We start from the raw sequence: 21639 nt of genomic DNA, 5'->3' as shown, positions 1-21639 counted from the left end.
TGTTAAGGTAAAATCAAAAAACTTCCCTGACAGAAAAGAGTTTGATCTTCGAGAATAAAAGATTTAATCTCCACATCTTTGCCTAAATCGACGGTAAAAGGTTGCAAATCAATAGATAAATCTGGGGCTAAACCTTGCCATTGTCGGGGACTAATCCCTAAAGTGCGGGCATCTTTTAAGGTAATATCAGCGCTAAAAATTACTTCTGCACCCGTTTCTCTATGGCCGAGAAGACAGAAATAACCCTGATTTAAGAGAACATTTTTCCAGTTAAAACGCTGTTGTGAGATAATTTCTCTGGCGTTAACAATTCCGTTATTTTCTAGGGAAAAAATTAGTAAATCGGCAAAAGCATTAATTAAAATAGTCGAGGCGATCGAATTATTTAAATCCTGCTCGTTAATTTCCACCTCACCGCTAACCCGAATAGGTTCCAAAATTTTTAGGGGTTTCCCTCGCAAAACCTGCCCGATATTAAGACGAATATTTTCCCCTCTTAATTGCGCTTTACCTAAATGTAACCCCTGATAAATCGCTTTTCCCACGGCTAAAAATACCCCGGGGATATAACCGCGCAAAATTTGCCGATCATGACCTTGCAGCTGCATTTCTAAATCTTCTATCTGTTCTACTTGCGTTCTTAAGAACAGACGTACTGCTGGCGGCAAAACTTTACTAATAATCTCACTTTGAGTATTGACCCACATAAACGTTATCTCACTCACTCCACAATTTTTCTAATTGTAACAGAGCTAGATCGATCGAACCATGAGGGGCTGCCGTCAGCTATCATACTAAATCCGTTGAGTACAGGCTAGTTATGAGGAGAGGCAAAAGGCAAAAGGCAAAAGGCAAGAGGCAAAGGGGAATAAATAATCAGTTTTTAACTAGGTAGGCGTTAAAAATCATCAGATGCCCCCCTTATCAAGGGGGGAAGGGGGGATCGGCACCCCCCTTATCAAGGGGGGATTAAGGGGGGATCGGCACCCCCCTTATCAAGGGGGGACTAAGGGGGGATCGGCACCCCCCTTATCAAGGGGGATCCCCCGCCTATCGGCACCCCCCTTATTAAGGGGGGACTAAGGGGGGATCGGCACCCCCCTTATCAAGGGGGATCCCCCCGCCTATCGGCACCCCCCTTATCAAGGGGGGCAGGGGGATCGAACCTAAAATTCATTTTTAATTTAATTATAACCAACAACTTAATAACCGGATTTGGTATCAGTTATAGGTAAAAACTTCGCTACTTTCTTTTCACTGTTTACTGATCACTGATCACTGAAAAGCCTCTAATTTTTAGGTTTTTGAGGCGTTGAGGGAATTAAAACGAGGGGAAAGATAGGCGACTAAAACTCCAAGGGCAAAACCGATTAAATTGCGGAAAAGGGGCAGTAATTCACTGGTGCGAGTAACCACCGGTCCGATGCCAAAAGCAACAAAGAGGATAAACCAGAGGGGAGAGACAATTAAAACCCATTGCCAAGCGAAAACCTGTCCTTCTTTGCGGGGAATACCGGCAAACCCGAAGACTAAACCACCGACAATTGAGGTAATTAAAGTTAAGATCCACTGTTCCCTCGGTAAACCGGGGACTACCGCACAACCACCTTTAACTAAACAACCTTTTACCGTGTCTAAGGATTGTACGATCGCATTATTTTCGCCATTTTCTCGGACAAAATACATATTACCGAAACGGGCCTGTAATTCGATCCAAAAAGTGCGGGGTAAAAATTCATAGACGGCATCACCAATACTAAAAGATAGTAGATTACCGCCGCGACCATCGGCCACTAGGAGAATACTTTTATCATCCAATCCCCAGAAATTAATCACTGCTCGGCCGGGGCTGCGGTCATATTGGGTTAAAACTCGCATTTTCCAGCCGGTTTCCCCTTGAAATGTCTCGATATCTCGGATTAATGCCTCTTCCTGTTTTGCGGGTAGATAATTGGCTAAATCAACGATCGGAGTGGTTTCATTGGGCAGTAATTCGGGATTATTCACCGCTAGAGCTTGATTTGGGCAGATAATCCAACCCAGACAGCTAATGACACCAATGACAAGAGCGATCGAGATTCCTCGGCAAAAACGATTGAGCATAGCACTTCTAGACAATGAGAATTTTTTCAGCAAGGGTGTAGGCTAACTTTCAGTTTCTTTACACTTATTTACTTTATCTTAAGGGAATTCTCAACTTTAGTCATCCAGTCATCGGTCATCAGATGGGAGTTTTCAGTTCACTCTCCAGAAACTCAACTCAAGCTGATGAGGTCTCAACCAGTTGCATTAACCCGATCTTTTGCCAAAATGGAGTAAATATAGTAGCGGGGGGATGGTCAATGACAGCACGGGAAGTATTAGAGTTAATTCAACAGGCAAAGGACGAAAGAGCGGGGGAGTTGGCTCTGTCTGGCAGAAACTTAACAGAAATTCCCCCCGAAATCCCTCAACTCACCTCCCTGCAATACCTCAACCTCAGAAATAACCAAATCAGCGAGATTCCAGAAGCGCTCGCTCAACTCACCTCCCTGCAGCACCTCCGTCTCAGCAATAACCAAATCAGCGAGATTCCAGAAGCACTCGCTTACCTCACCTCCCTGCGATTCCTCCTCCTCAGCGATAACCAAATCAGGGAGATACCAGAAGCGCTCGCTCAACTCACCTCCCTGCAAGTCCTCAACCTCAGCGATAACCAAATCAGGGAGATACCAGAAGCGCTCGCTCAACTCACCTCCCTGCAAGTCCTCAACCTCAGCAATAACCAAATCAGGGAGATACCAGAAGCGCTCGCTCAACTCACCTCCCTGCAAAGCCTCCACCTCAGCAATAACCAAATCAGGGAGATACCAAAAGCGCTCGCTCAACTCACCTCCCTGCAAGACCTCGACCTCAGAAATAACCAAATCAGGGAGATACCAAAAGCGCTCGCTCAACTCACCTCCCTGCAGCACCTCTTTCTCTACAATAACCAAATCAGGGAGATACCAGAAGCGCTCGCTCAACTCACCTCCCTGCAAGACCTCGACCTCAGAAATAACCAAATCAGGGAGATACCAGAAGCGCTCGCTCAACTCACCTCCCTGCAAGACCTCGACCTCAGAAATAACCAAATCAGGGAGATTCCAGAAGCGCTCGCTCACCTAGTCAACCTGAAGCGATTAGTCCTCGAAAATAACCCGATTACCAACGTTCCCCCGGAAATTATTCGTCAGGGATGGGGTGAAACAATATTGGATGATGGCAACCCGCAGGCGATTTTTAATTATCTCAAGGATAAAGGGAAAAAACGCCCTCTTAATGAGCTTAAAGTTTTATTGGTGGGGGAGGGGGATGTGGGGAAAACTTCCCTGTTAAAGCGGTTACTGCACAATACCTTTAATTCCGGAGAACCCAAGACCCCCGGCATTAATATTGAAAGGTGGCCACTGCCCCAAAAACCCGATATTCGCCTCAATATCTGGGATTTTGGCGGTCAGAAAGTGATGCAAACCACCCATCAGTTTTTTCTGACTAAACGCAGTCTTTATCTGCTTGTCCTCGACAACCGCAAAAATGAACAGCAAAACCGTCTGGAATACTGGTTAAAACTCATTGAAACCTACGGAGGCAATTCTCCCGTGATTATCGTGGGTAATTGTGCCGATGAAAATCCCCCCCAAGTTAAGATCCGCACCCTCCGGAAAAAATATCCCCAAATCACCAAGCTAATCGCCACTTCCTGTAAAACCGGTGTGGGAATCGAGCAACTTGTGCAGGAAATCGCCTCCCAAATCGATGCTATTCCCCATATCAAAGATTTATTGCCTAATAGTTGGTTTCAGATCAAAACTCAACTAGAAACGATGCAAGAGAGTTATGACTTTATTTCCTACGAAAAGTATCAGGAAATGTGTCAGACAGCCGAGATTAAAGAGGCCAGCGATCAAAAAAGTTTAGTGCAGTTTCTCCACGATCTCGGTATTGTCCTCAACTACCAAGATGATCCGCGACTGAATGAAACCAATGTCCTGAACCCGGAATGGGTAACTGACGGTGTTTATGATATTCTCAATAATCACGATTTGATGGTGCAAAAAAAGGGCATTCTTTCACTGCCAGATCTGCAAGATATTCTCAAACAACCCCAACGTTATCCCGAAAATAAACGCGGATTTTTGATGGATTTGATGGGAAAATTTGAACTCTGTTTTCCCCTTGATGGTTACAGTCCCGCTCGCTATCTAATCACCGATCTTCTACCCATCGATGAACCGGATGTGGATAGCTACGAAAACGCACCTTTACACTTCCAGTACCGTTATGATATCCTGCCCGGTAGCATTATTTCCCGCTTTATCGTCCGTAATCACCAGATGATCTATAAAACCATGCGTTGGCGTAGTGGTGTGGTTCTGACAATGGATCTTAATAAAGCTTTGGTGCGTGCCGACGAGGAAGATAACTACATCAGCATAAAAGCCCAGGGTTCCCGTGCTAATGCGCTTTTAGCTATTATTAAGACAGATTTTCAGAAAATTCACGCTACTATCCCTAATTTAGCCGTACAGGAAAAGTTAGTGATTCGAGAATTGCAAGGGGAAAAACCCACCGGGGTAGAAGTTCCCGTCGATTATCTCCATCTGATAGAACTCGATCGCCAAGGCAGCGTGGAAGCAACTCTCCCCGGTTTGCGCGGCAAATACAATATCCGCGATATCTTAGAAGGGGTGGAATCTAAGAGAGAAAGAGAAAGACATCTCGACGAAAGGGAGGAACGTAGCCGCAAAAGCCGAGAAAATCGCCCTATGAGTCCCAAAACGCCAGAAACTCCCAATCTCCTGAAACCTAGTCTCGCTTTGTTGCTGGTTTTAGCTGTGGTTACTTTTATCTTTGCGGTGCTTGCCAATACTGTGCCAGTGGTACAGTTTATTACCAGCGTTTTGACAATTATTTTTATCTTTGCTCTTATTGTGATTGTGTTATTGTTCTGGACGGGTAAAATCAATGAAACGACCTTTAATCAGTTTTTAGAGGGTTTTTGGCGATCTATCACGATTTTTAAAGGACAAGAACCAAAAACCAACAACGATGACACCCCCCAAGAAACCCCCGAATCGGAGCAGTAAAGATTTGCATACCATAGAAAAGTAACTTAGGCAAAAAAGTTTACAAATATTTAATATTAATCTCTCTTTTTATCAAACCGGGAAAACTCTTGGCCTTTTCCCGTTCTTAACTTCTTATACTAAATCCTTTGAGGCGTTGGGTTTCATGCTTCAACCGTTCGGCAAAAGCTCACGGCCGAAGCCCAACCTACGTTCATCTTATATTTAATTCCACCCACCCACTTAGTAATTATCTTCAAAGTTTGGCGGCAAAAATAAATAGCTAGGCAGTCAACTTAATTCTTTTGGCCAAGTCAAGGCCAAACCCCCTGAATACCAATCGGCTCTCTTGGTTTAGCTGGGTTAGAATCTAGCCTAGCCTATACTTTTTCTCAGGTTATCCCAGAAGGATTAAGGATAAACCACAGAGGCACAAAGAACACAAGGACAAGAGAGCCTACAAATCTAGACAACTTGATCAAACCTATGCTAGTCTCTTGATAATTAATAATATCTCCCTAAACAAGCAATAGATGAATTCCCATTTAATCAAAGTTCCCTTTGTTGATTTAACTTGGCAAAATCGGCCCCTACAAGCAAAAATTACCGAGGCAATCCAAACAGTTATCGACCGAGGAGATTTTGTTTTAGGCCAAGCTTTAGCCGAATTTGAAACCGCCTTTGCCCAAGCTTGCGGAGTCGAGTATGCTGTGGGAGTAGCTTCTGGCACTGCTGCTCTTGCCCTGGCTTTACAAGCTTACGGCATCGGTGCCGGGGATGAAGTGCTAGTCCCCGCTAATACCTTTGTCGCTACCCTCATGGGTGTTATTCAAGCGGGGGCCAAACCAGTTTTAGTTGATTGTCACCTCGATACGGCCTTAATTGACCTCGCAGCGGCCGCCCAAAAAATTACCCCCAACACCCGCGCCATTCTACCCGTACACCTGTACGGACAGATGGTATCACCCCAAAAATTAGAGGATTTTGCCCGCAGCCATAATCTGACTATCTTTGAAGATGCGGCCCAGGCCCATTTAGCCAGTAGAGAAGGTTATCGCGCCGGCAGTGTCGGTGTGGCGGCGGGGTTTAGTTTTTATCCCAGTAAAAATTTAGGTGCTTTTGGCAATGGCGGAATGTTAGTGAGCAATGATCCCGAAATTAGCCAAAAAGCCCGTAGTTTAAGAAATTATGGCGCACCGAGCAAGTATTTTCACACCGATATCGGCACTAATAGTCGTTTAGACAGCATACAAGCCGCCATTTTAAATGTTAAATTACCCCATCTGGAAGGCTGGAATCGGGCCCGTCAGCGAGCGGCAAGACAATACGACCGGCTTTTGGCTCCTTTAGCCGATAAGGGCATTTTACCCATACGAGACGAAACCGAGACCGGTCATGTCTATCATCTCTACGTTATTCGCGTACTCCCCCATTGTCCGGTTGATCGCCAACAACTACAAGAACAATTAACTGCCGTCGGTATTCAAACCGGCATTCATTATCCGATTCCTTGTCATCTGCAACCGGCCTATCGCTACCTGGGTTATCAACAGGGAGACTTTCCTCATGCAGAGACTCTCTGTGAAGAAATTGTCTCTCTGCCCATGTACCCCGGTATCAGCGAGGAGCAAATTGACATCGTGGTTGAACAGATCACTGCGATCATCGGGTAACATAAATTCAGAATTTGTCACTAAATCGCTCTGTCCTATGGGTATTAGTCCTTCCTTATCCCCCGTCTCCCAGAAAAATCGGCAATCTTGGCTGATTATCGGTTTCTTGGCGGTCATCTATGGTCCGGTGATCTTTCATTGGTATGATGGTTGGCTGAATAAATCGATCGGCATCGAACACGAATACTTTAGCCACGGCTTGATCGGCCTTCCCTATGCCGCCTATATTGTCTGGCAGAATCGCAAAAAATGGCAACGCCTCGAAGATCGCTCCCATCCCCTCGGAGCGTTTTTGTTAACCCTAGGAGCGATTTTTTATCTCCTCGGTTCCTCTCTTTGGGTTAGTATGTCTTTCCCGATTATTTTAGCGGGAATCTGTCTCTGGTTAAAAGGAACGGAAGGTTTAAAATTACAGGGATTTCCCCTGCTTTTAACAGCTTTAGCGACTCCTAATCCCATACCCTACCTGATCGCTCCCTATACCCTACCCCTACAGGTTTTTATTGCTGCTTGCGCTGGTTTTATTCTCCAGCAAGCGGGCCTAGATGTCTCCGTTGACGGTATCTATGTAGCGGTAGAAGGCAGGATGGTGGAAGTCGCTCCCTACTGTGCGGGGCTGAAAATGTTATTTAGCAGTCTTTACGTCACCCTCCTGCTGCTCCATTGGACTGATACCATCGAAAACGGTCGTAAAACCCGCTTTATGCTCCTCAGTGCCTTTGGAATTAGTGTCGGGGCTAATATTGTTCGTAACGCGCTTTTAGCTTGGTTTCACGGCACAGGACAAGAGGAAAACTTCAAATTACTCCACGATGGCTGGGGGGGTGATTTATACTCCGTCTTTATGTTATTACTGATCCTTTTGGTCTTCCAAATCATGCAGTATCGCGAGGCGGTTAAGAAAAAGTCCCTAGCTCAAGGGGAAGGTAACCAGGATGATTAGTCGAAAAATTCCGGCCGAGGTAAGTTTAGTGTTAGATAAAATCAAAAAAAAGCTACCGGGTAATTATTCACTACTGTTGTGCTTGCTGCTGCTGTTGATTTTAGGCGGTATCCTGCCCAATTTAATTTCTGGCCATTGGTCTTGGGTGGATCAACCAAGAATCGGTAACATTCAAAAAATGCGGACTCTACAAGAATCGGGAATCAAGTTCTCTGACCTGAAAACCATCGATCAGCAGCAAGGACAAATCGGTGAGGGAAAATGGTCGGTGCAAGTGGTGGAAACTCCTGAGGGCAAGAGGATCACCGTGCTTTTAAAGCCACAGATCTACTATAAAAATCAACCAGGATTAGAATGGTCGGATATCACTTCGATTAGTCGTTGGAATCAGGGGGAAACAACCGAGCTATTAATCCCCACCCAGTCGGGAGGAAAGGCCAAGGCTCGATTCTATCGTGCCTGGACACAAAATACCTTTGCCGTGGTGCAATGGTATGCTTGGCTAGGTGGTGGTCATTACGATCCCTCTGTTTGGTATTGGCTTGACCAATGGGCGCAATTAAAAAGACAGAGAGTACCCTGGATAGCCGTTTCCTTGCTGATTCCCTTAGAACCGACGAAAGAACTGCAAACTCTCACTCCCTTTGCTCTCAATCTCGCCAAGGAAGTTCAAAGTTACTTAGAACAAAATGTCTTAAGTCAATTAACTTCTCTGCCTGAGACCAAAAAAGAAAAGTAGTTTTTCTGCTCCCAACTATCTGTTTAAAAAAAACTAGCTCAAGGCACTTTTCTAGTCCTTAATAGCTTCTTTGTTCCTCTCCCACTAGATAACTCTCAGAAAATAAATTGATATATCTGTATGATTCTACCAATGCTCAACAAGTTTTTGCCAGTTAGTTTATTCAGAACCGGGGCCATAGCCTTATCAGGGTTTAGTCTGACAGGGTTCTTATGGGTAATTCCCTCCGAGAGCCTCAAGGCCCAGGGTTCTTTGTCCATACCCCAGACTCAACCCGGAACTGGGTTGGAATTTTTGCCCCCCGAACCGCCTAATCCCACCTTTCCTGAAAACACGATTCCCCCTACCGGCTACAGTCCACCGGTTTACTCTCCCAATAATCGCCAATCCCGACAAATTCAGTCCTATCGACTCGATATCGGCGATCAAATTACTGTCTCGGTTCCCGATTTTCCCGAATTTAATTCCACGGGGCCAGTGGATCCCGATGGTAATTTTCTGGTGCCGATTTTAGGGCGTATTCCGGTGCTGGGCTTGACTTTAGACGAAGTGCAAACTAAGATCCGCCTCGAATTGGGGCGAAAATACCTGCGGGAGGAACCGGAAGTGATTGCTGTTTTAACCACTGCCCGTCCCGTCCAGTTAACCATTCTGGGAGAGGTACAGCGACCGGGGTTTTATAGTGTTGCTCCTAATACTCCCCTAGCGCAGGTACTTTTGGCGGCGGGTGGCGGCACCCCCAGAGCCGATCTGCGTTCGATCGTTGTCCGTCGGGTTTTAGTCGATGGTACAGTATTAGAGGAGAAACTTGACCTTTATACTCCCTTAATTAAAGGGGAACGCTTGCCAGATCTGCGTTTGCAAGGAGGTGATGCCGTGATTGTTTCCAAGTTAGAAGTCGGCCAAGAGACGGGATATAATCGCACCCTGGTGGCTAGAACCACCCTCGCCCAGCAGAATATCACCGTCAGGGTTTTAGCTCCCTCAATTCCTTCAGGAATTTCCCTGAGAAATGTTTCGATTCCTAATGGCAGTAGCTTCCTTGATGTAGTGGCTAGTTTACCGGTTTCCGATCGCCTGCGGATTAATGTCAATGAAGTGTCCCTGCTCCGTTTTGATAGTGCCAAAGGGGGAATTGTTAGTCAAACTTTGAGTCCGATAGCGGCAGTTAGGGGAGATATATCCCAAAATGTTCCCTTAGAAGATCAGGACGTAATTATCGTCACCCGCACCCTGTTAGGGGAGATTTTCGCCGCTTTTAATATCATTACCCAACCCATCCGGGATATTTCCAGTTTTACCAATACAATTCTCGACTTTGGCAATCAATTCAATAACTTCCAATAATTGAGGGGCAACTTGCTCCCTTCACTCCTTAACACAACTTCATAAGCTAGGATTTCAAGGGCGAGAATCACTCTTGACCGCTAAAATGTAAAGAATCTGGGAATACATTAAAAAGCTATGGCTCTACCAATTGTTAAACGATTTCTCATCTCGCTAGATCAGAACAAATTTGTGGGAATATTCGTCTTCCTCGTCTGTTTAGGCGGTTCTGTGATCTTTGCTTTCCTACCCGATCCTGAGAAACCCCCCACCTTTTATCGGGCGGTGGGACAATTGGCCTACCGGGTGCCGCCGCCGGCTTTTACCAGTACAGGAACCCAACTGCAAGAACAAGGGCGGGCTATTGATCGCGATTTACTGCTGTCTCCCCGGGTATTGGTCAATGCGGCCAAAAAATTGCAATTTAATCAGGAACAGATGGTTAAAATTCGCGATCAGGATTTAAAAATAACCTTCCCCGGTGAAGCGGAGGGACAAAAAAATAATAGCGACCAACCCCAAGAGGTACTTTTAGAGTTAACGGCCGACTCCCAGTCCAAGGCGGAGTTAATTCTCGAAACCTTGATGAAGGAAATGGTGGAATACAGTCGCTGGCTGAATACTTCCCAGTTACGGGCCCGCATAGAAGCTCTCAGTGTCCGACTTAACGAAGTCCAAAAAGATTTAACCAGAGCCGAAGAAAAGTTTTATCGCTACATTAGTACCCAGGGTTCAGATTTATTGGCGATTCAAGACGGGAGTTTATTCACCGCTATCACCAGTAGTCAACAGCAACAGCGAGAAATTCGCCTAGAACTGCAAGGCATTCAAGGACAGATTAATAGTCTGAGTGAACAACTCGATTTAACCCCCGATCAAGCTTACACCTCCTCGGCCCTTAGTGCCGACCCGATTATTGCCAGTATCCGAGCGCAGATCTTGGACACGGAAACCCAATTGGAGCGACTACAGAAGGATTTACGTCCCGAACATCCCACCGTAGCTAAATTACGCAAACAACAGGAAGTTAACGAATCTCTCTTACAAAAAAGAGCCGCCGAGGTGATCGGAAAAGATGGCATCCTGACCGATCTTCCCAGCAGTCGCATCCGTCAGCAAAGTAATCTCGATGCCACCCGTCAACAACTAGCGGCTCAATTAGTCACCCTGCAAACCCAGCGCGAGGGTTTAATGAAACAATTAGAGTCCTTGGTGACTCAGGAACAGCAATTACGCTCCCAATACGAGAAATTCCCCGATAAACAGCTACAGCAAGCTCGTTTAACCCAAGCTGTCGCCTTTCAACGGGGTATCTACGAGAATATTCTCAATGCTCTGGTGGATGCTCAGGCCGCAGAAGCGGAAACCGTGGGTAGTCTCACCGTCGCCCAACCGCCGGTTGCTCAACCGATCGAACAGGTGTTTAACCGCAAGAATCGTACCTTGATTCTCTTGGTGGGTGCTGGTTTGGGAACTTTAGCCGGATTGGGTACGATTCTCCTGTTAGCAGTGATCGATGATCGCCTGCACAGTCCCCAAGAATTGCGGGAAGCTTTGGTTAGTCGGGATATACTACTCTTGGGACAATTGCCCATTGTCCGGAATTTAGAGGGCGAGGAAATCGAGCCGATTCTCGCCGATGCTAATGCCAATTATCTCCCCTACTACGAACGTTTACGCAGTACCCTGCGACTTGTTGGCGGCGGCGAAACGGTGAAAGTGGTTGTTGTCACCAGTATTACTGGCGGAGAGGGGAAAACCGCCACTGCCTATAATCTGGCCATCGCCGCCGCTTTAGCGGGCCGACGGACTCTGTTAGTAGAAGGAGATCTGAGAAGTCCCTCTAAGGCCGAAGAAATCGGAGTCACTCCCGATCCCAATTCTTTCCGAGAACCCCTACTTTACTACGGGGCAAAAAGTAAATCGATCCGGCTGGCCCCAAATATTGAAAACCTTTCCATTTTGCCTAGTCCCGGTCCGCAAAAACAAGCGGCAGCTATCATTGAATCGAGCGAATTACAATTAATTCTCAAAGATTCTCGCGGCCGTTTCGATCTGGTGATTGTCGATACTCCTTCTCTGTCTAGCTGTAATGATGCTCTTCTCTTAGAAGAACTAGCGGACGGGATTATTCTGGTAACGCGCCAGGGCATAACTCGTTCTAGTCTCTTGAGTGAAGCAACTGACCAGTTAACAGAAGCGGAAGTGAAAATTTTAGGGGCGGTAATTAACTACGTCGATATTACACCGACTCTCAACACCGCCGAACCGGAACTGCCGCCTTTGATAGTCCCCCCCCCACAGGAAAAAACAGAGACAGAGGAAGTAAAAGTAGAGGTGTAAATGGGGTTACATTTGACAAAATCTTCTGGCTCGATCGAATTGTGGTTCTTGCCAAGAAAAAGCAAAATGACTGATACTATCTATGCTGGGAAAAGCTAGGCGAATCGCTGCCATTTGCACTTCTAAGGAGGGACGATTGTTATAGGGTTGTCCCCATAAACCCGCTAAAGCTGGGATAACAGGAGTTTGATTTCCCCTGCTTGCCACTACTCTTTTGATCTGATTAACCACACAGGTAGTATCGTTACAATTAGCGTAGGACATGGGATGCCATTCTAGGGAAGCGGGAAAACTATCCCAAGCTTGTAAACGGGAATCGAAACCTTGATTACCCACAAGACGATTCCCATCGGGAAAAAACACTGCCCCAGCCGGAATTCCCTGACGTTCCACTAGGGCAGAAAAATAACTAATATAATCAATTACACCCTGGGCAGCATGGGCAACCGTCAGGAACCAAAGTTCTAATTTGAGGCGATCAAAACGAGTTTTAACTGATTGTTTCATCTCCTCTTCTAAGGGAATTCTACCCTGCCAAAGAGGGGCGGTTTCTTGGGGATAAAGGCGATCTGCTTCGACGATATCATCAGGGGAAATTTGACCACGAGTCAGATAGCGATCAATTAAAAATTTGCCCTTATTATTCAATCCTCGATTAATTAAAGCTTGTCGGGATGCGGGACTAAAAATCCATAAATCTTCGACATTATCAGCCACGGAATCGACTCCAGTTCCTCTGGGATAGCGAATATAATCAAATAAAACTCCATCGGGACGACGTTGTAAAATCGCTTCTAGGAGAATTAAATAATCCTGTCGCGCTTGATTGCTGTAGGGATCGACAAAAGTTTGGGATTGATCATCGACAAAAGAGGTGCTATCCTGTCCTTTACCATTGCGTGCTAACACCTCCTGTCGCTCGGGTTTTAAGCTATAAGCATAGCCAAAATTGAGGCTAAATAACCAAGCATACACCTTTAAACCGCGTTTATGTCCCTGTTCGATCGCCTGTGCTAATAAATCCACATTTCCAGCACCGGGATTTTTAATCACGCTATCCCAAACCGTGGGATTATTGTTAGGAGGTAACAAGACTTGACCATCGGCAAAAACTTCCAGATAAACTATATTATAACCTTTGGCCACGATGCGATCGAGGATACTTTCTATCGATCCAGGACGGGTATCACAGGAGTAAAGACGTAACCAGATCGCTTGTTCCTGTAACCAGTGTCGGGAACGACAAAAGCGCAATTGTTCAGCATATTTCTGCAATAAAATGTTATATTCTTGGGGGGAAGTTTGACGCAGATTTTCTTGTTGTTTGATTTCTGATTCGGAGAGTTGACAATTATCATTGACAGCGAGGCTAGAGTTAATCCCGAGAGGACTACTCCAGAGGATTATAGCGAGGAAACAGGATAGCGATCGCAGATAATTGACTTTTTTTAACATAGTTGTTCACGGCAAAACTAGCAAAGGAGAAATTTCCTTAGTTTGCTATTTTTTTAGCCCTCTTCTAGAACTATAGCAAAAGTCTTAAGTAGGGTTTGCGGCAAAAAGTTTGTTGGTGGGGTTAGGAGACAGGAGACAGGATTTAGTATGAGAGGGTTTCGGAGATTGTCAATGTCCTAACCGCCGATTCGGTTGCGATAAGGGACTTGCGTGGGAATAATATCCCAATCGATCGGAGGGCGCAAGCCTTGCGCCCCTACAGTAACGGATTTTGTCCACAATGTAGGGGCGCACTGCGTCGCCCAAAAGGTACATTATCAAAGCGCAAGTCCCTAACATCTCGAAGGCTCTCCCCCTACTTAGGGTGATCGGCAAACCTGATCTATCGGAGGGCCCAAGCCTTGCGCCCCTACAGTAACGGATTTTGTCCACAATGTAGGGGCGCACTGCGTCGCCCAAAAGGTACATTATCAAAGCGCAAGTCCCTAACATCTCGAAGGCTCTCCCCCTACTTAGGGTGATCGGCAAACCTGATCTATCGGAGGGCCCAAGCCTTGCGCCCCTACAGTAACGGATTTTGTCCACAATGTAGGGGCGCACTGCGTTCGCCCAAAAGGTACATTATCAAAGCGCAAGTCCCTAACATCTCGAAGGCTCTCCCCCTACTTAGGGTGATCGGCAAACCTGATCTATCGGAGGGCCCAAGCCTTGCGCCCCTACAGTAACAGATTTTGTCCACAATGTAGGGGCGCACTGCGTTCGCCCAAAAGGTACATTATCAAAGCGCAAGTCCCTAACATCTCGAAGGCTCTCCCCCTACTTAGGGTGATCGGCAAACCTGATCTATCGGAGAGCCCAAGCCTTGCGCCCCTACAGTAACGGATTTTGTCCACAATGTAGGGGCGAACTACGTTCGCCCAAAAGGTACATTATCAAAGCGCAAGTCCCTTAATTGCCCTCACCCCCCTGCCCCGCCGACATCGGGGGGGTCGGGGGTGGGAGAGGGGAGTAGGATGTCTGCCACGAATAAAGAAAAATGCTATAACCTATCAGGTAAGGGAGGGAGACGCTGACTTTTGCCATTGCCAGGTGGAACCTTGGCACGAGACAAGAGAATCGAGTCGCCCCCACCCTACTGTTCCTATTTCCGTTTCTTCAGGCTAGAAGCTAACCCTAATCCTCCCAATCCTAACAAGGCAACCACGGAACCCGGTTCGGGGATGTTAGTAGCGGTCCCCTCAAGGCTAAATTGGTAAGGCCCATCAGTAGGAAAAGAAGTCCAACCTCCCCCTTGATTGTTACTCTCAACGTAACCATCACCAATCGTCCAGCCAGGGAGTCCTGTTTGAGCGTAAGATGTAGTATAACCCATTGATAATTCCCGACATTATCTGAAACACCACTGACTAACCAGTAAGTGGTATTAGCGGCTAATGTGTACGGAGTAGCCAGGGTAAAGGTGTTATTGGCGAGAGAGGTGGTAATGGAAGCCGGGTTAGTAAAACTGGTTATCAAAGTGCCGGGGGTTCCACTGCTGTTGCTATAGAGACGAACAAACAAGTTGGGACTGGCGGTTAATTGTTGGAACAAAAGAGTAGCAGACTGAAGATTGTAACTGCTACTACCAGTGGTAAAGCTTGATCCATTCCAAAAGTTAAAGTTTATACTTCCTATGCCATCATTTGATTCACTTAAGTTCTCAACGAGGGTGACAGCATAAGCTTGTTGCCCTAAACCCAAGGAAAGAAGGAGAGCAAGGCTACCCCCCCCCCGATTTTTGCTAGAATTTGCTGGTTTTTGGTCACTTTTGGAAGTCCTAACGACAAAAAGAGTTAAATTGGTCTTGATTGATGGTCTATGTTCTGAGCATCTGCTGGGAAAATAAACGTTCTGGTAACTTAGCACAGATTCCTCGTTTTTGGGAAAAAGTAGAGTGACCTAACCCCAACAATCTCTTTCCTTTGCAAGGCAAGATAGGAAGATGGAAAATTAGTTAACCTTTTGGCAATTGCTGGATGACTAAAAATAAAAGAGTGCTGATTTTAGGGGGAACGGGGGAAGCGGCGGCATTAGCGGCTAAAATTGCGGCAATTCCGGGGATAGATGCCATCGCTTCCTTTGCCGGTCGCACGAGAGAACCGATTACCCTCACAACTCCTTCTCGCCGGGGAGGGTTTGGTGGTGCCACCGGGTTAGCCAATTATCTACGCCAAGAAGGCATTGATTGTTTAATTGATGCCACCCATCCCTTTGCCGCACAAATTTCTTTTAATGCCGCTCAAGCTGCCTCGGATTGTGGTATTCCTCGATTAATGTTAAGTCGTCCAGCTTGGGAAAAAGTATCTGGAGATAATTGGATGGAAGTAGAAAACAATCAAGCGGCAGCGAGTATTTTATCGGGGTTAGCACCGCGGATATTTCTCACTATTGGTCGGCAAGAACTGGCAAGTTATGCACATCTAAAAAATATCTGGTTTTTGATGCGGATGATTGACCCTCCAGAAGCAGATGCCATCGTACCGATTGGAAAATTATTGTTGGAACGGGGGCCTTTTTCCTTACAGTCAGAGCGCTCTCTTTTACAAGAATATAAGATTGGGGCGATCGTGAGTAAAAACAGCGGCGGTGATGCCACCTACGCCAAAATTATCGCCGCTAGGGAGTTGGGAATAACTGTGGTCATGGTACAACGTCCACCCGTACCTGAAGGAGAAAAAGTGGCAGATGTTGAAAGTGTCCTGGCATGGTTAGAAAAAAGACTGCTCTCTTGATTTTTCTGGGAAAATCATCAGTAGGGTTGGCTGAATAAATGTGAAATATGGACTAGGTAAGGGGTTTGGGGCCTGTTTGGCGAAGCATCTGTAAGATTTTCAAGTTCTGTAAGGGCGAAGCATTCGGGCAATAACCTATTGCTGAAATCATAGATTTTCTATCCGAATGCTTCGCCCCTACTTTTTGCCGCAAACCCTAAGTAGTCGTGCAAAATTAATTTCCCAGTCGAGAGGGTTGATGGGAGACAGCTATCAGTTATCATACTAAATCCGTTGAGTAACGCACAGAAAACGGGTTTCTCGGAGAAACCCGTTTTCTACTCATGCACTCATGCAAAAAGGGGAATAAATAATCAGTCTTTCATAACCAGATTTAGTATCAGATGTTATTTTTCAGTTCACTGATTACTGATCACTGATCACTGAAAAGCTTCCCACCTACTCTGGGAAAATTACACTTTCACCACGTTGCTAAAAGAGATTTTCAGGTAATCATCTTCCATTTTTGCTCCGGAAGGTTTCAGGGCTGCCAAAGCTTGGGGTAAGACTAAATTACGACGGTGATTACCGATGCGAATATTTAACTCATCTCCAGTTTTATTTAGTTGTATCTGTTCCTTGGGTATGCCGGGTAAATATAATTCCAGACTGTAGTTATTTTCCTGTTGAACTACCCGAATAGTGTTTTCTTGGTAATAAACCTTAGTCGGATCTTCCCCAGCAAAAAGAGTTTCTTTCAGTCTTTCTAAAGCGGGTAAACCACACATTTCTTCGGAGTAGAGAGGAACTTCCTTAACCGGTAAAGGATGAAAATTATCGTAAATTTCCTGTTTATAACCCTGTTGATTTTCTTTCCAACGAGCAAAGAAAGGATCGGTTACTTTGTCAGGAATAATCCGATTAGCAATAATCAAATCGGTGGAAACATTATAGAGACTTAGATAGGCATGGGCGCGTAAAGACTCCTTAATCACCATTTTTTCGGGGTTTGTCACCAAACGTACCGAGGTTTGAGTATTATCGGTCAAAACTTTTTCTAAAGCCTCGATCTGCTCATAAAACTCGTAGGGAGCATCCATAACTTCCTTGTCTGGCAGGGAAAAACCGGCGATCGGTCGAAATAAAGGTTCCACCAGTGGTCGCAATGCCACCGACATTCCCTGTAAAGGTTTGTAAAATCTTCTCATGTACCAACCGCCCACTTCTGGCAAACTCAGCAATCGTAAAGCTGTCCCCGTCGGTGCGGAATCGATAATCAACACATCATAAGTACCCTCATCGTAGTGGCGTTTCATGCGAACTAAGCCGAAAATCTCATCCATTCCGGGTAAAATCGCTAATTCTTCCGCTTGCACTCCATCTAAACCCCTAGCTTGCAATACCTGAGTAATGTAACGTTTTACTGCGCCCCAGTTGCCTTCTAGTTCCATTAGTGCGTCTAATTCTGCCCCCAAAGATGGGGACGTACCAAACGAGGATCGTGACCTAATTCGAGATCGAAACTGTCAGCGAGAGAGTGAGCGGGATCGGTGCTGAGAACTAGGGTTTTATAGCCAAGTTCGGCGCAGCGGAGTCCTGTAGCGGCGGCGACGGAGGTTTTACCCACGCCTCCTTTACCGGTCATGAGAATTACACGCATGGGGGCTGATTCTAAGAAAATTTACATTACTTATTCTTATTTTGACATCCTCGCCGCCCTAAAAGTGCGGCGATTCCTAAACCTCACGATTTAAGTTTCTGCTTCCACCACCGTCGCATACCACAGTTAAAAAACCATGTACTGTCTTACACAGAGTCCACAGACTTTCGCCCCATTTCAGAAGCCCGATTCCCTGTGTCCCACGGTACGTTGACCGCCTATAGCTTCTTGTACTTGTTGCGCGCGACTTTTTACCCGGCCAAGCTTTTCTGGTCGGAACCCCCTAAGCCGAGTTTTCAAGGTGCTGCGCCGTCCACTTGGTTTTCGAGACTGGCCTTTTAATTCTAACGTAAAGCCAACCTAGAACGGCGGGGTTTCAGACCCAAAATTTCCGATGACGGGAAAGTTAACAAATTGAGGACAAGAATCAGCATTCTTGACTATAGAATTCCACTCCCCGACCATCACCCCGGGGAATTAGGCTCTGTTCAAAAAATTGCTGACAGCGATTTTCAGCATCAGCGACGAGAACTTTGGCAAAATGACCGTTTTCGAGAACTTCTTGCCTCGGACGTTGTTCGTAGGCATAGATAATCAAAATATCTCCGGGTTGACAGAGCAGAGCCGCACCACCGTTGGGGCAAATTTCCCCAGTTTGGCCGGGAAAAACGTAGGTGGAAAAGCGCTTACCATTGCTAAGATTGACCACATCCACCTCTTCAAGCGGCAAAATACCGACCCGCTCAATCAATTCTCGATCGATAGTGATACTGCCGACATAATCGACGTTAGCCTCGCTGACGCGCACTCGATGGAGTTTGGCGTGCATTAATCGAATTGTTCCCATGTATTTTGTCCTATTTCCCCCAATTACCTCAATTATTATGCTCTCCCAGTGGGAATGTTTACTCAAAAATCTCGGTCAATGGCAAGGTTCTTTTACCCGTCTGTCTCCCCAAGGCGACTTGATCGAAGATACCCCGACTTTGGTATCTTTGCAAGGCATTAATAATAATCGATCAATTCGTCAATTGATCCGCCGTCTCTACAGCGATCGAGCGCCGGAAGATTTAATTTTAGAGTATAGTTCTCTCCATCAGGGTATTCTATTTAGCCAGACGGGAGCTTTTTGCCAAGGTTCTCTATATTTTAGTAGTTTTTCCTCACAATTCGGAGCAGAATTTGGCTTAATCTCTGGGGAAAGACGATTAAGAATCGTCCAGTTATTTAATGAACGCTGTGAGTTCGATCGCTTGACTTTAATTCGGGAAAAGTTAGTTGATTCTCAGTCACCCGAAAGACCGATGTTAACGGTGGAGCAATTACTGGGTCAATGGCGAGGACAAGCAGTGACAACGGGACGGGATTTTTATAATTCTGCTGCCTATTCTACCCATATATCGATCGAGCGTCAGGGGGATAATTATCTCTCGCAAACTTTGACTTTTGGTGATAATCAAATCACTTCTAGCGCTCGTATCGAGGGACAAAGATTGTTGTTTGAAAATGGTCCGCTGCCGATTCAAATACTGTTGCTGCCCGATGGAGCCTCCTGTAATACACCTCTGAAAATTACTGCCGGTCATCCTTTTGTTTTAGAGGTGGGTTGGTTACTTTCTCCTACTCAAAGACAGCGCTTAATTCGTTCTTATGATGATAAGGGAGAATGGACGGGTATTACTCTGGTAACGGAGGAAAAAGAAAGCTATTAGCCGTCAGCCCTCGGCTAGATTGATAATAAAAAGGAAATTGACTAATTACACTGAAAAATATCGGGTTTCTCCTAAAGATGAATTATAAGTAAGTAGTTATAATTAAATTGAAGATAGATTTTGCCTCAGATCCCCCCTGCCCCCCTTGATAAGGGGGGTGCCGATCCCCCCTTAGTCCCCCCCTTAATCCCCCCTTAATAAGGGGGGCATCTGATAATTTTTAACGACTACCTACTTAACTGGATTTGGCATCGTCTCCTTGCTCGGAGACTTCCCAAAACAACAACTTTGTACTTCACCAATAAGATAACTGCTCTCAGAAGCTGAATGCTAAGGGCTGCTTTATATAAGCAAAATTTATCAAAATCCCAATATACTTGAGAAGATTTAAATTTACATTCCTTAATCTTTACTTTTCTTAAAAAATAATTGAGAAAAATTCCTATTTGTCAACGAGATTGCAATAGTTACAGCCTGCTGCTAAAATATAATAATTGGGTTACTCTGTGCATTTTTAGTCTTTGTGCCTTGAAACCCTTACCCAGTCTAGGATGACTAATTCGTCCCCAGGAAAAACTTGCCAATTGCTCCTCTGACGAAAAAGATCTTTTGCCAAAAATATGTGTACTTATGTTAAAACGAAAAAGTTTTTTTGACAAAATGTACCAGATGTGCTGCGAGGAAAGTATCCAGATTAGCTAATGGGGGTGGGAAACTGTTAACTATCTAGGGTTTGCGGCAAAAAGTTTGTTGGTGGGTGTGGGGTGTGGTGCGAACCACAAAGACACGAAGGACACAAAGATTGAGCGCTCCCATATAAGTTAAGTAGTCGTGCAAAATTAATTTCCTAGTCGAGACTCCGAGACTCCGAGACTCCGAGACGGGATACAGCTATTAGGGATCGGATTTGAGTTTTCAGTTCACTGTTTCCTCACATCAGAAGTCTGACGGAGTAGTGGCTTAGATGTGTAATTAATTGTGCTTAGATACTTAAACACACCAAGAATAAGAGAGCCTGCTCCCTGCTCCGCTGCTTCCCTATACCTTTTAAACAGGATGTAGTATTACTGGTTAGGATGAGAGAAGCTCGAGTTTTGAACGATCAATCAAGGGACCAGTATCTTTAACCAAAAAGTAAATTATGGAGGATTTCTAAACGCTGGTCATCTTCACGAACAATAGCACTATAATAATTTTTTTTATTCTCTAGCCAGAGTAATTCAAACTTGATCGCCTTTTGGAAAGCTAAACTAAAATTATCCAAAGCTTGGGGACAATTAAAGATAACTTTGCGCGTCTCGAAGCGGTCAAAATGTCCTTGGCAGAACATTTTGAAAAACGGTAAAGAATCTAGTGACACCCCACCCCCAATAGCCACAGTCAAACCGGCAGCCTTAGCTTTTTTTGCCAAAGGTAAAGCCAGATCCAAAACTTGCTCGCTATTGACATCCCGGCGAGTTAATCCCAAAGAACAGGCTAAATCCATCCGTCCGATGACGATACCATCGAGAGATTTTATCTCTGGAATCGCTAACATTTCCTGAAAATTCTCACAGGCAGTAATCGTTTCAATATTAACCAATAACTCCACATCTTCCACCCCTTGATCAGCTAAAACCCTCCTAGCTGCCCGCAGATATTTTTGTAAAGCGTAGCCTGTTTCTACCATGGGAGCAATCAAGCGATCGACTCCTAAATTAACCGCATCAAAGATATCTCTGATCGCTTCGCAACCGGCGATTTTCAGATTAAAATCCACCCCCGCTTGCAGACTAATTTCTTTCAACCGCATCGCTTCCGTCAGTCGGGTTCCTTCCGTCTCGAATTCCGCTTTTACCCCTGAAACATGGTGATCTTCCCTGAGTTCTCTTAACAGTTCCACCATTTTTTTTTCTAAGGAATTCATGATTTTAATCGTTCACAATCGGTAACTGCTAGAGGATCCTTGTTA

The 21639-nt window shown here is 45.5% G+C and carries 14 protein-coding genes and 2 pseudogenes; 8 read left to right on the top strand and 8 right to left on the bottom strand.

All coding sequences use genetic code 11. From position 1 onward, the window contains the following. Positions 1-2: 2 nt before the first annotated feature. Positions 3-707 (bottom strand): LmeA family phospholipid-binding protein, encoded by a 705-nt coding sequence (locus tag VL20_RS22605; RefSeq protein WP_052277883.1) that lies wholly within the window; start codon positions 705-707, stop codon positions 3-5. A gap of 589 nt (positions 708-1296) precedes the next feature. Continuing rightward, on the bottom strand, positions 1297-2103 hold the full coding sequence (locus VL20_RS22600; RefSeq protein WP_052277882.1) for a TPM domain-containing protein: 807 nt from the start codon (positions 2101-2103) through the stop codon (positions 1297-1299). A 239-nt stretch (positions 2104-2342) separates the two neighbouring features. Here VL20_RS22600 and VL20_RS22595 point away from each other — a divergent pair, with 239 nt between their 5' ends. The 6 genes from VL20_RS22595 (at position 2343) to VL20_RS22570 (ending at position 12111) form a co-directional block, all read left to right on the top strand. Next, complete coding sequence (locus VL20_RS22595; RefSeq protein ID WP_052277881.1) at positions 2343-5108, top strand: leucine-rich repeat domain-containing protein; 2766 nt, start codon at positions 2343-2345, stop codon at positions 5106-5108. A gap of 512 nt (positions 5109-5620) precedes the next feature. Further along, on the top strand, positions 5621-6760 hold the full coding sequence (locus VL20_RS22590; RefSeq protein ID WP_052277880.1) for a DegT/DnrJ/EryC1/StrS family aminotransferase: 1140 nt from the start codon (positions 5621-5623) through the stop codon (positions 6758-6760). Between the two features lie 37 nt (positions 6761-6797). Further along, positions 6798-7703, top strand: a complete 906-nt coding sequence (gene crtB / locus VL20_RS22585; protein WP_052277879.1) for a cyanoexosortase B — start codon at positions 6798-6800, stop codon at positions 7701-7703. After that, the gene (locus tag VL20_RS22580) at positions 7696-8442 is read left to right on the top strand and encodes a cyanoexosortase B system-associated protein (RefSeq protein WP_052277878.1); all 747 of its coding nucleotides are present in this window, start codon (positions 7696-7698) and stop codon (positions 8440-8442) included. Before crtB ends, VL20_RS22580 begins: the two co-directional genes overlap by 8 nt. A 132-nt stretch (positions 8443-8574) precedes the next feature. Then, positions 8575-9789, top strand: coding sequence for a polysaccharide biosynthesis/export family protein (locus tag VL20_RS22575; RefSeq protein ID WP_052277877.1), 1215 nt, complete (start codon positions 8575-8577; stop codon positions 9787-9789). 117 nt (positions 9790-9906) lie between these two features. Continuing rightward, a complete protein-coding gene (locus VL20_RS22570) occupies positions 9907-12111 on the top strand; it encodes a GumC family protein (RefSeq protein ID WP_052277876.1) in 2205 nt (734 codons plus the stop codon). Positions 12112-12117: 6 nt separating this feature from the next. Here the strand turns inward: VL20_RS22570 and VL20_RS22565 are convergent, their stop codons facing one another. From VL20_RS22565 to VL20_RS33200, 3 genes and pseudogenes are all read right to left on the bottom strand, one after another. Beyond that, positions 12118-13566, bottom strand: coding sequence for a family 10 glycosylhydrolase (locus VL20_RS22565; RefSeq protein WP_052277875.1), 1449 nt, complete (start codon positions 13564-13566; stop codon positions 12118-12120). Positions 13567-14707: 1141 nt separating this feature from the next. Further along, positions 14708-14938: a PEP-CTERM sorting domain-containing protein gene (locus VL20_RS33205; RefSeq protein WP_284525891.1), complete on the bottom strand. Its 231-nt coding sequence runs from the start codon at positions 14936-14938 to the stop codon at positions 14708-14710. 50 nt (positions 14939-14988) lie between these two features. Beyond that, a pseudogene (locus VL20_RS33200) lies at positions 14989-15471 on the bottom strand (choice-of-anchor R domain-containing protein); the annotation flags it as partial. Positions 15472-15581: 110 nt separating this feature from the next. Here VL20_RS33200 and VL20_RS22555 point away from each other — a divergent pair. After that, positions 15582-16337, top strand: coding sequence for a cobalt-precorrin-6A reductase (locus tag VL20_RS22555; protein WP_052277874.1), 756 nt, complete (start codon positions 15582-15584; stop codon positions 16335-16337). A gap of 452 nt (positions 16338-16789) precedes the next feature. Here VL20_RS22555 and VL20_RS22550 read toward each other — a convergent pair. Further along, positions 16790-17976, bottom strand: a pseudogene (locus VL20_RS22550) (TRC40/GET3/ArsA family transport-energizing ATPase). Between the two features lie 427 nt (positions 17977-18403). After that, on the bottom strand, positions 18404-18823 hold the full coding sequence (panD, locus tag VL20_RS22545; protein WP_052277873.1) for an aspartate 1-decarboxylase: 420 nt from the start codon (positions 18821-18823) through the stop codon (positions 18404-18406). Between the two features lie 37 nt (positions 18824-18860). On the opposite strand from panD, the gene VL20_RS22540 reads away from it, so the two are divergent. Next, positions 18861-19688, top strand: a complete 828-nt coding sequence (locus VL20_RS22540) for a DUF3598 family protein (protein ID WP_052278551.1) — start codon at positions 18861-18863, stop codon at positions 19686-19688. A gap of 1123 nt (positions 19689-20811) precedes the next feature. On the opposite strand, the gene VL20_RS22535 is transcribed toward VL20_RS22540, so the two are convergent. Then, positions 20812-21594 carry an aldolase/citrate lyase family protein gene (locus tag VL20_RS22535; protein WP_052277872.1) on the bottom strand — a complete coding sequence of 261 codons (783 nt, stop codon included), beginning with the start codon at positions 21592-21594 and terminating at the stop codon, positions 20812-20814. Between the last annotated feature and the right edge of the window lie 45 nt (positions 21595-21639).

Origin of the sequence: Microcystis panniformis FACHB-1757 (genome assembly GCF_001264245.1) — a bacterium.
GTDB classification, from domain to species: Bacteria; Cyanobacteriota; Cyanobacteriia; order Cyanobacteriales; family Microcystaceae; genus Microcystis; species Microcystis panniformis.
This window is presented reverse-complemented; position numbering and strand designations above follow the sequence as displayed.

Excerpts from the sequence above, each read along its gene's own strand:
- VL20_RS22535 (WP_052277872.1), bottom strand. The coding sequence starts at position 21,594 with ATGAATTCCTTAGAAAAAAAAATGGTGGAACTGTTAAGAGAACTCAGG.
- VL20_RS22605 (WP_052277883.1), bottom strand. The coding sequence starts at position 707 with ATGTGGGTCAATACTCAAAGTGAGATTATTAGTAAAGTTTTGCCGCCA.
- VL20_RS22595 (WP_052277881.1), top strand. The coding sequence starts at position 2,343 with ATGACAGCACGGGAAGTATTAGAGTTAATTCAACAGGCAAAGGACGAA.
- crtB (WP_052277879.1), top strand. The coding sequence starts at position 6,798 with ATGGGTATTAGTCCTTCCTTATCCCCCGTCTCCCAGAAAAATCGGCAA.
- VL20_RS22580 (WP_052277878.1), top strand. The coding sequence starts at position 7,696 with ATGATTAGTCGAAAAATTCCGGCCGAGGTAAGTTTAGTGTTAGATAAA.
- VL20_RS22540 (WP_052278551.1), top strand. The coding sequence starts at position 18,861 with ATGCTCTCCCAGTGGGAATGTTTACTCAAAAATCTCGGTCAATGGCAA.
- VL20_RS22590 (WP_052277880.1), top strand. The coding sequence starts at position 5,621 with ATGAATTCCCATTTAATCAAAGTTCCCTTTGTTGATTTAACTTGGCAA.
- panD (WP_052277873.1), bottom strand. The coding sequence starts at position 18,823 with ATGGGAACAATTCGATTAATGCACGCCAAACTCCATCGAGTGCGCGTC.
- VL20_RS22600 (WP_052277882.1), bottom strand. The coding sequence starts at position 2,103 with ATGCTCAATCGTTTTTGCCGAGGAATCTCGATCGCTCTTGTCATTGGT.
- VL20_RS22555 (WP_052277874.1), top strand. The coding sequence starts at position 15,582 with ATGACTAAAAATAAAAGAGTGCTGATTTTAGGGGGAACGGGGGAAGCG.
- VL20_RS22575 (WP_052277877.1), top strand. The coding sequence starts at position 8,575 with ATGCTCAACAAGTTTTTGCCAGTTAGTTTATTCAGAACCGGGGCCATA.
- VL20_RS33205 (WP_284525891.1), bottom strand. The coding sequence starts at position 14,938 with ATGGGTTATACTACATCTTACGCTCAAACAGGACTCCCTGGCTGGACG.
- VL20_RS22565 (WP_052277875.1), bottom strand. The coding sequence starts at position 13,566 with ATGTTAAAAAAAGTCAATTATCTGCGATCGCTATCCTGTTTCCTCGCT.
- VL20_RS22570 (WP_052277876.1), top strand. The coding sequence starts at position 9,907 with ATGGCTCTACCAATTGTTAAACGATTTCTCATCTCGCTAGATCAGAAC.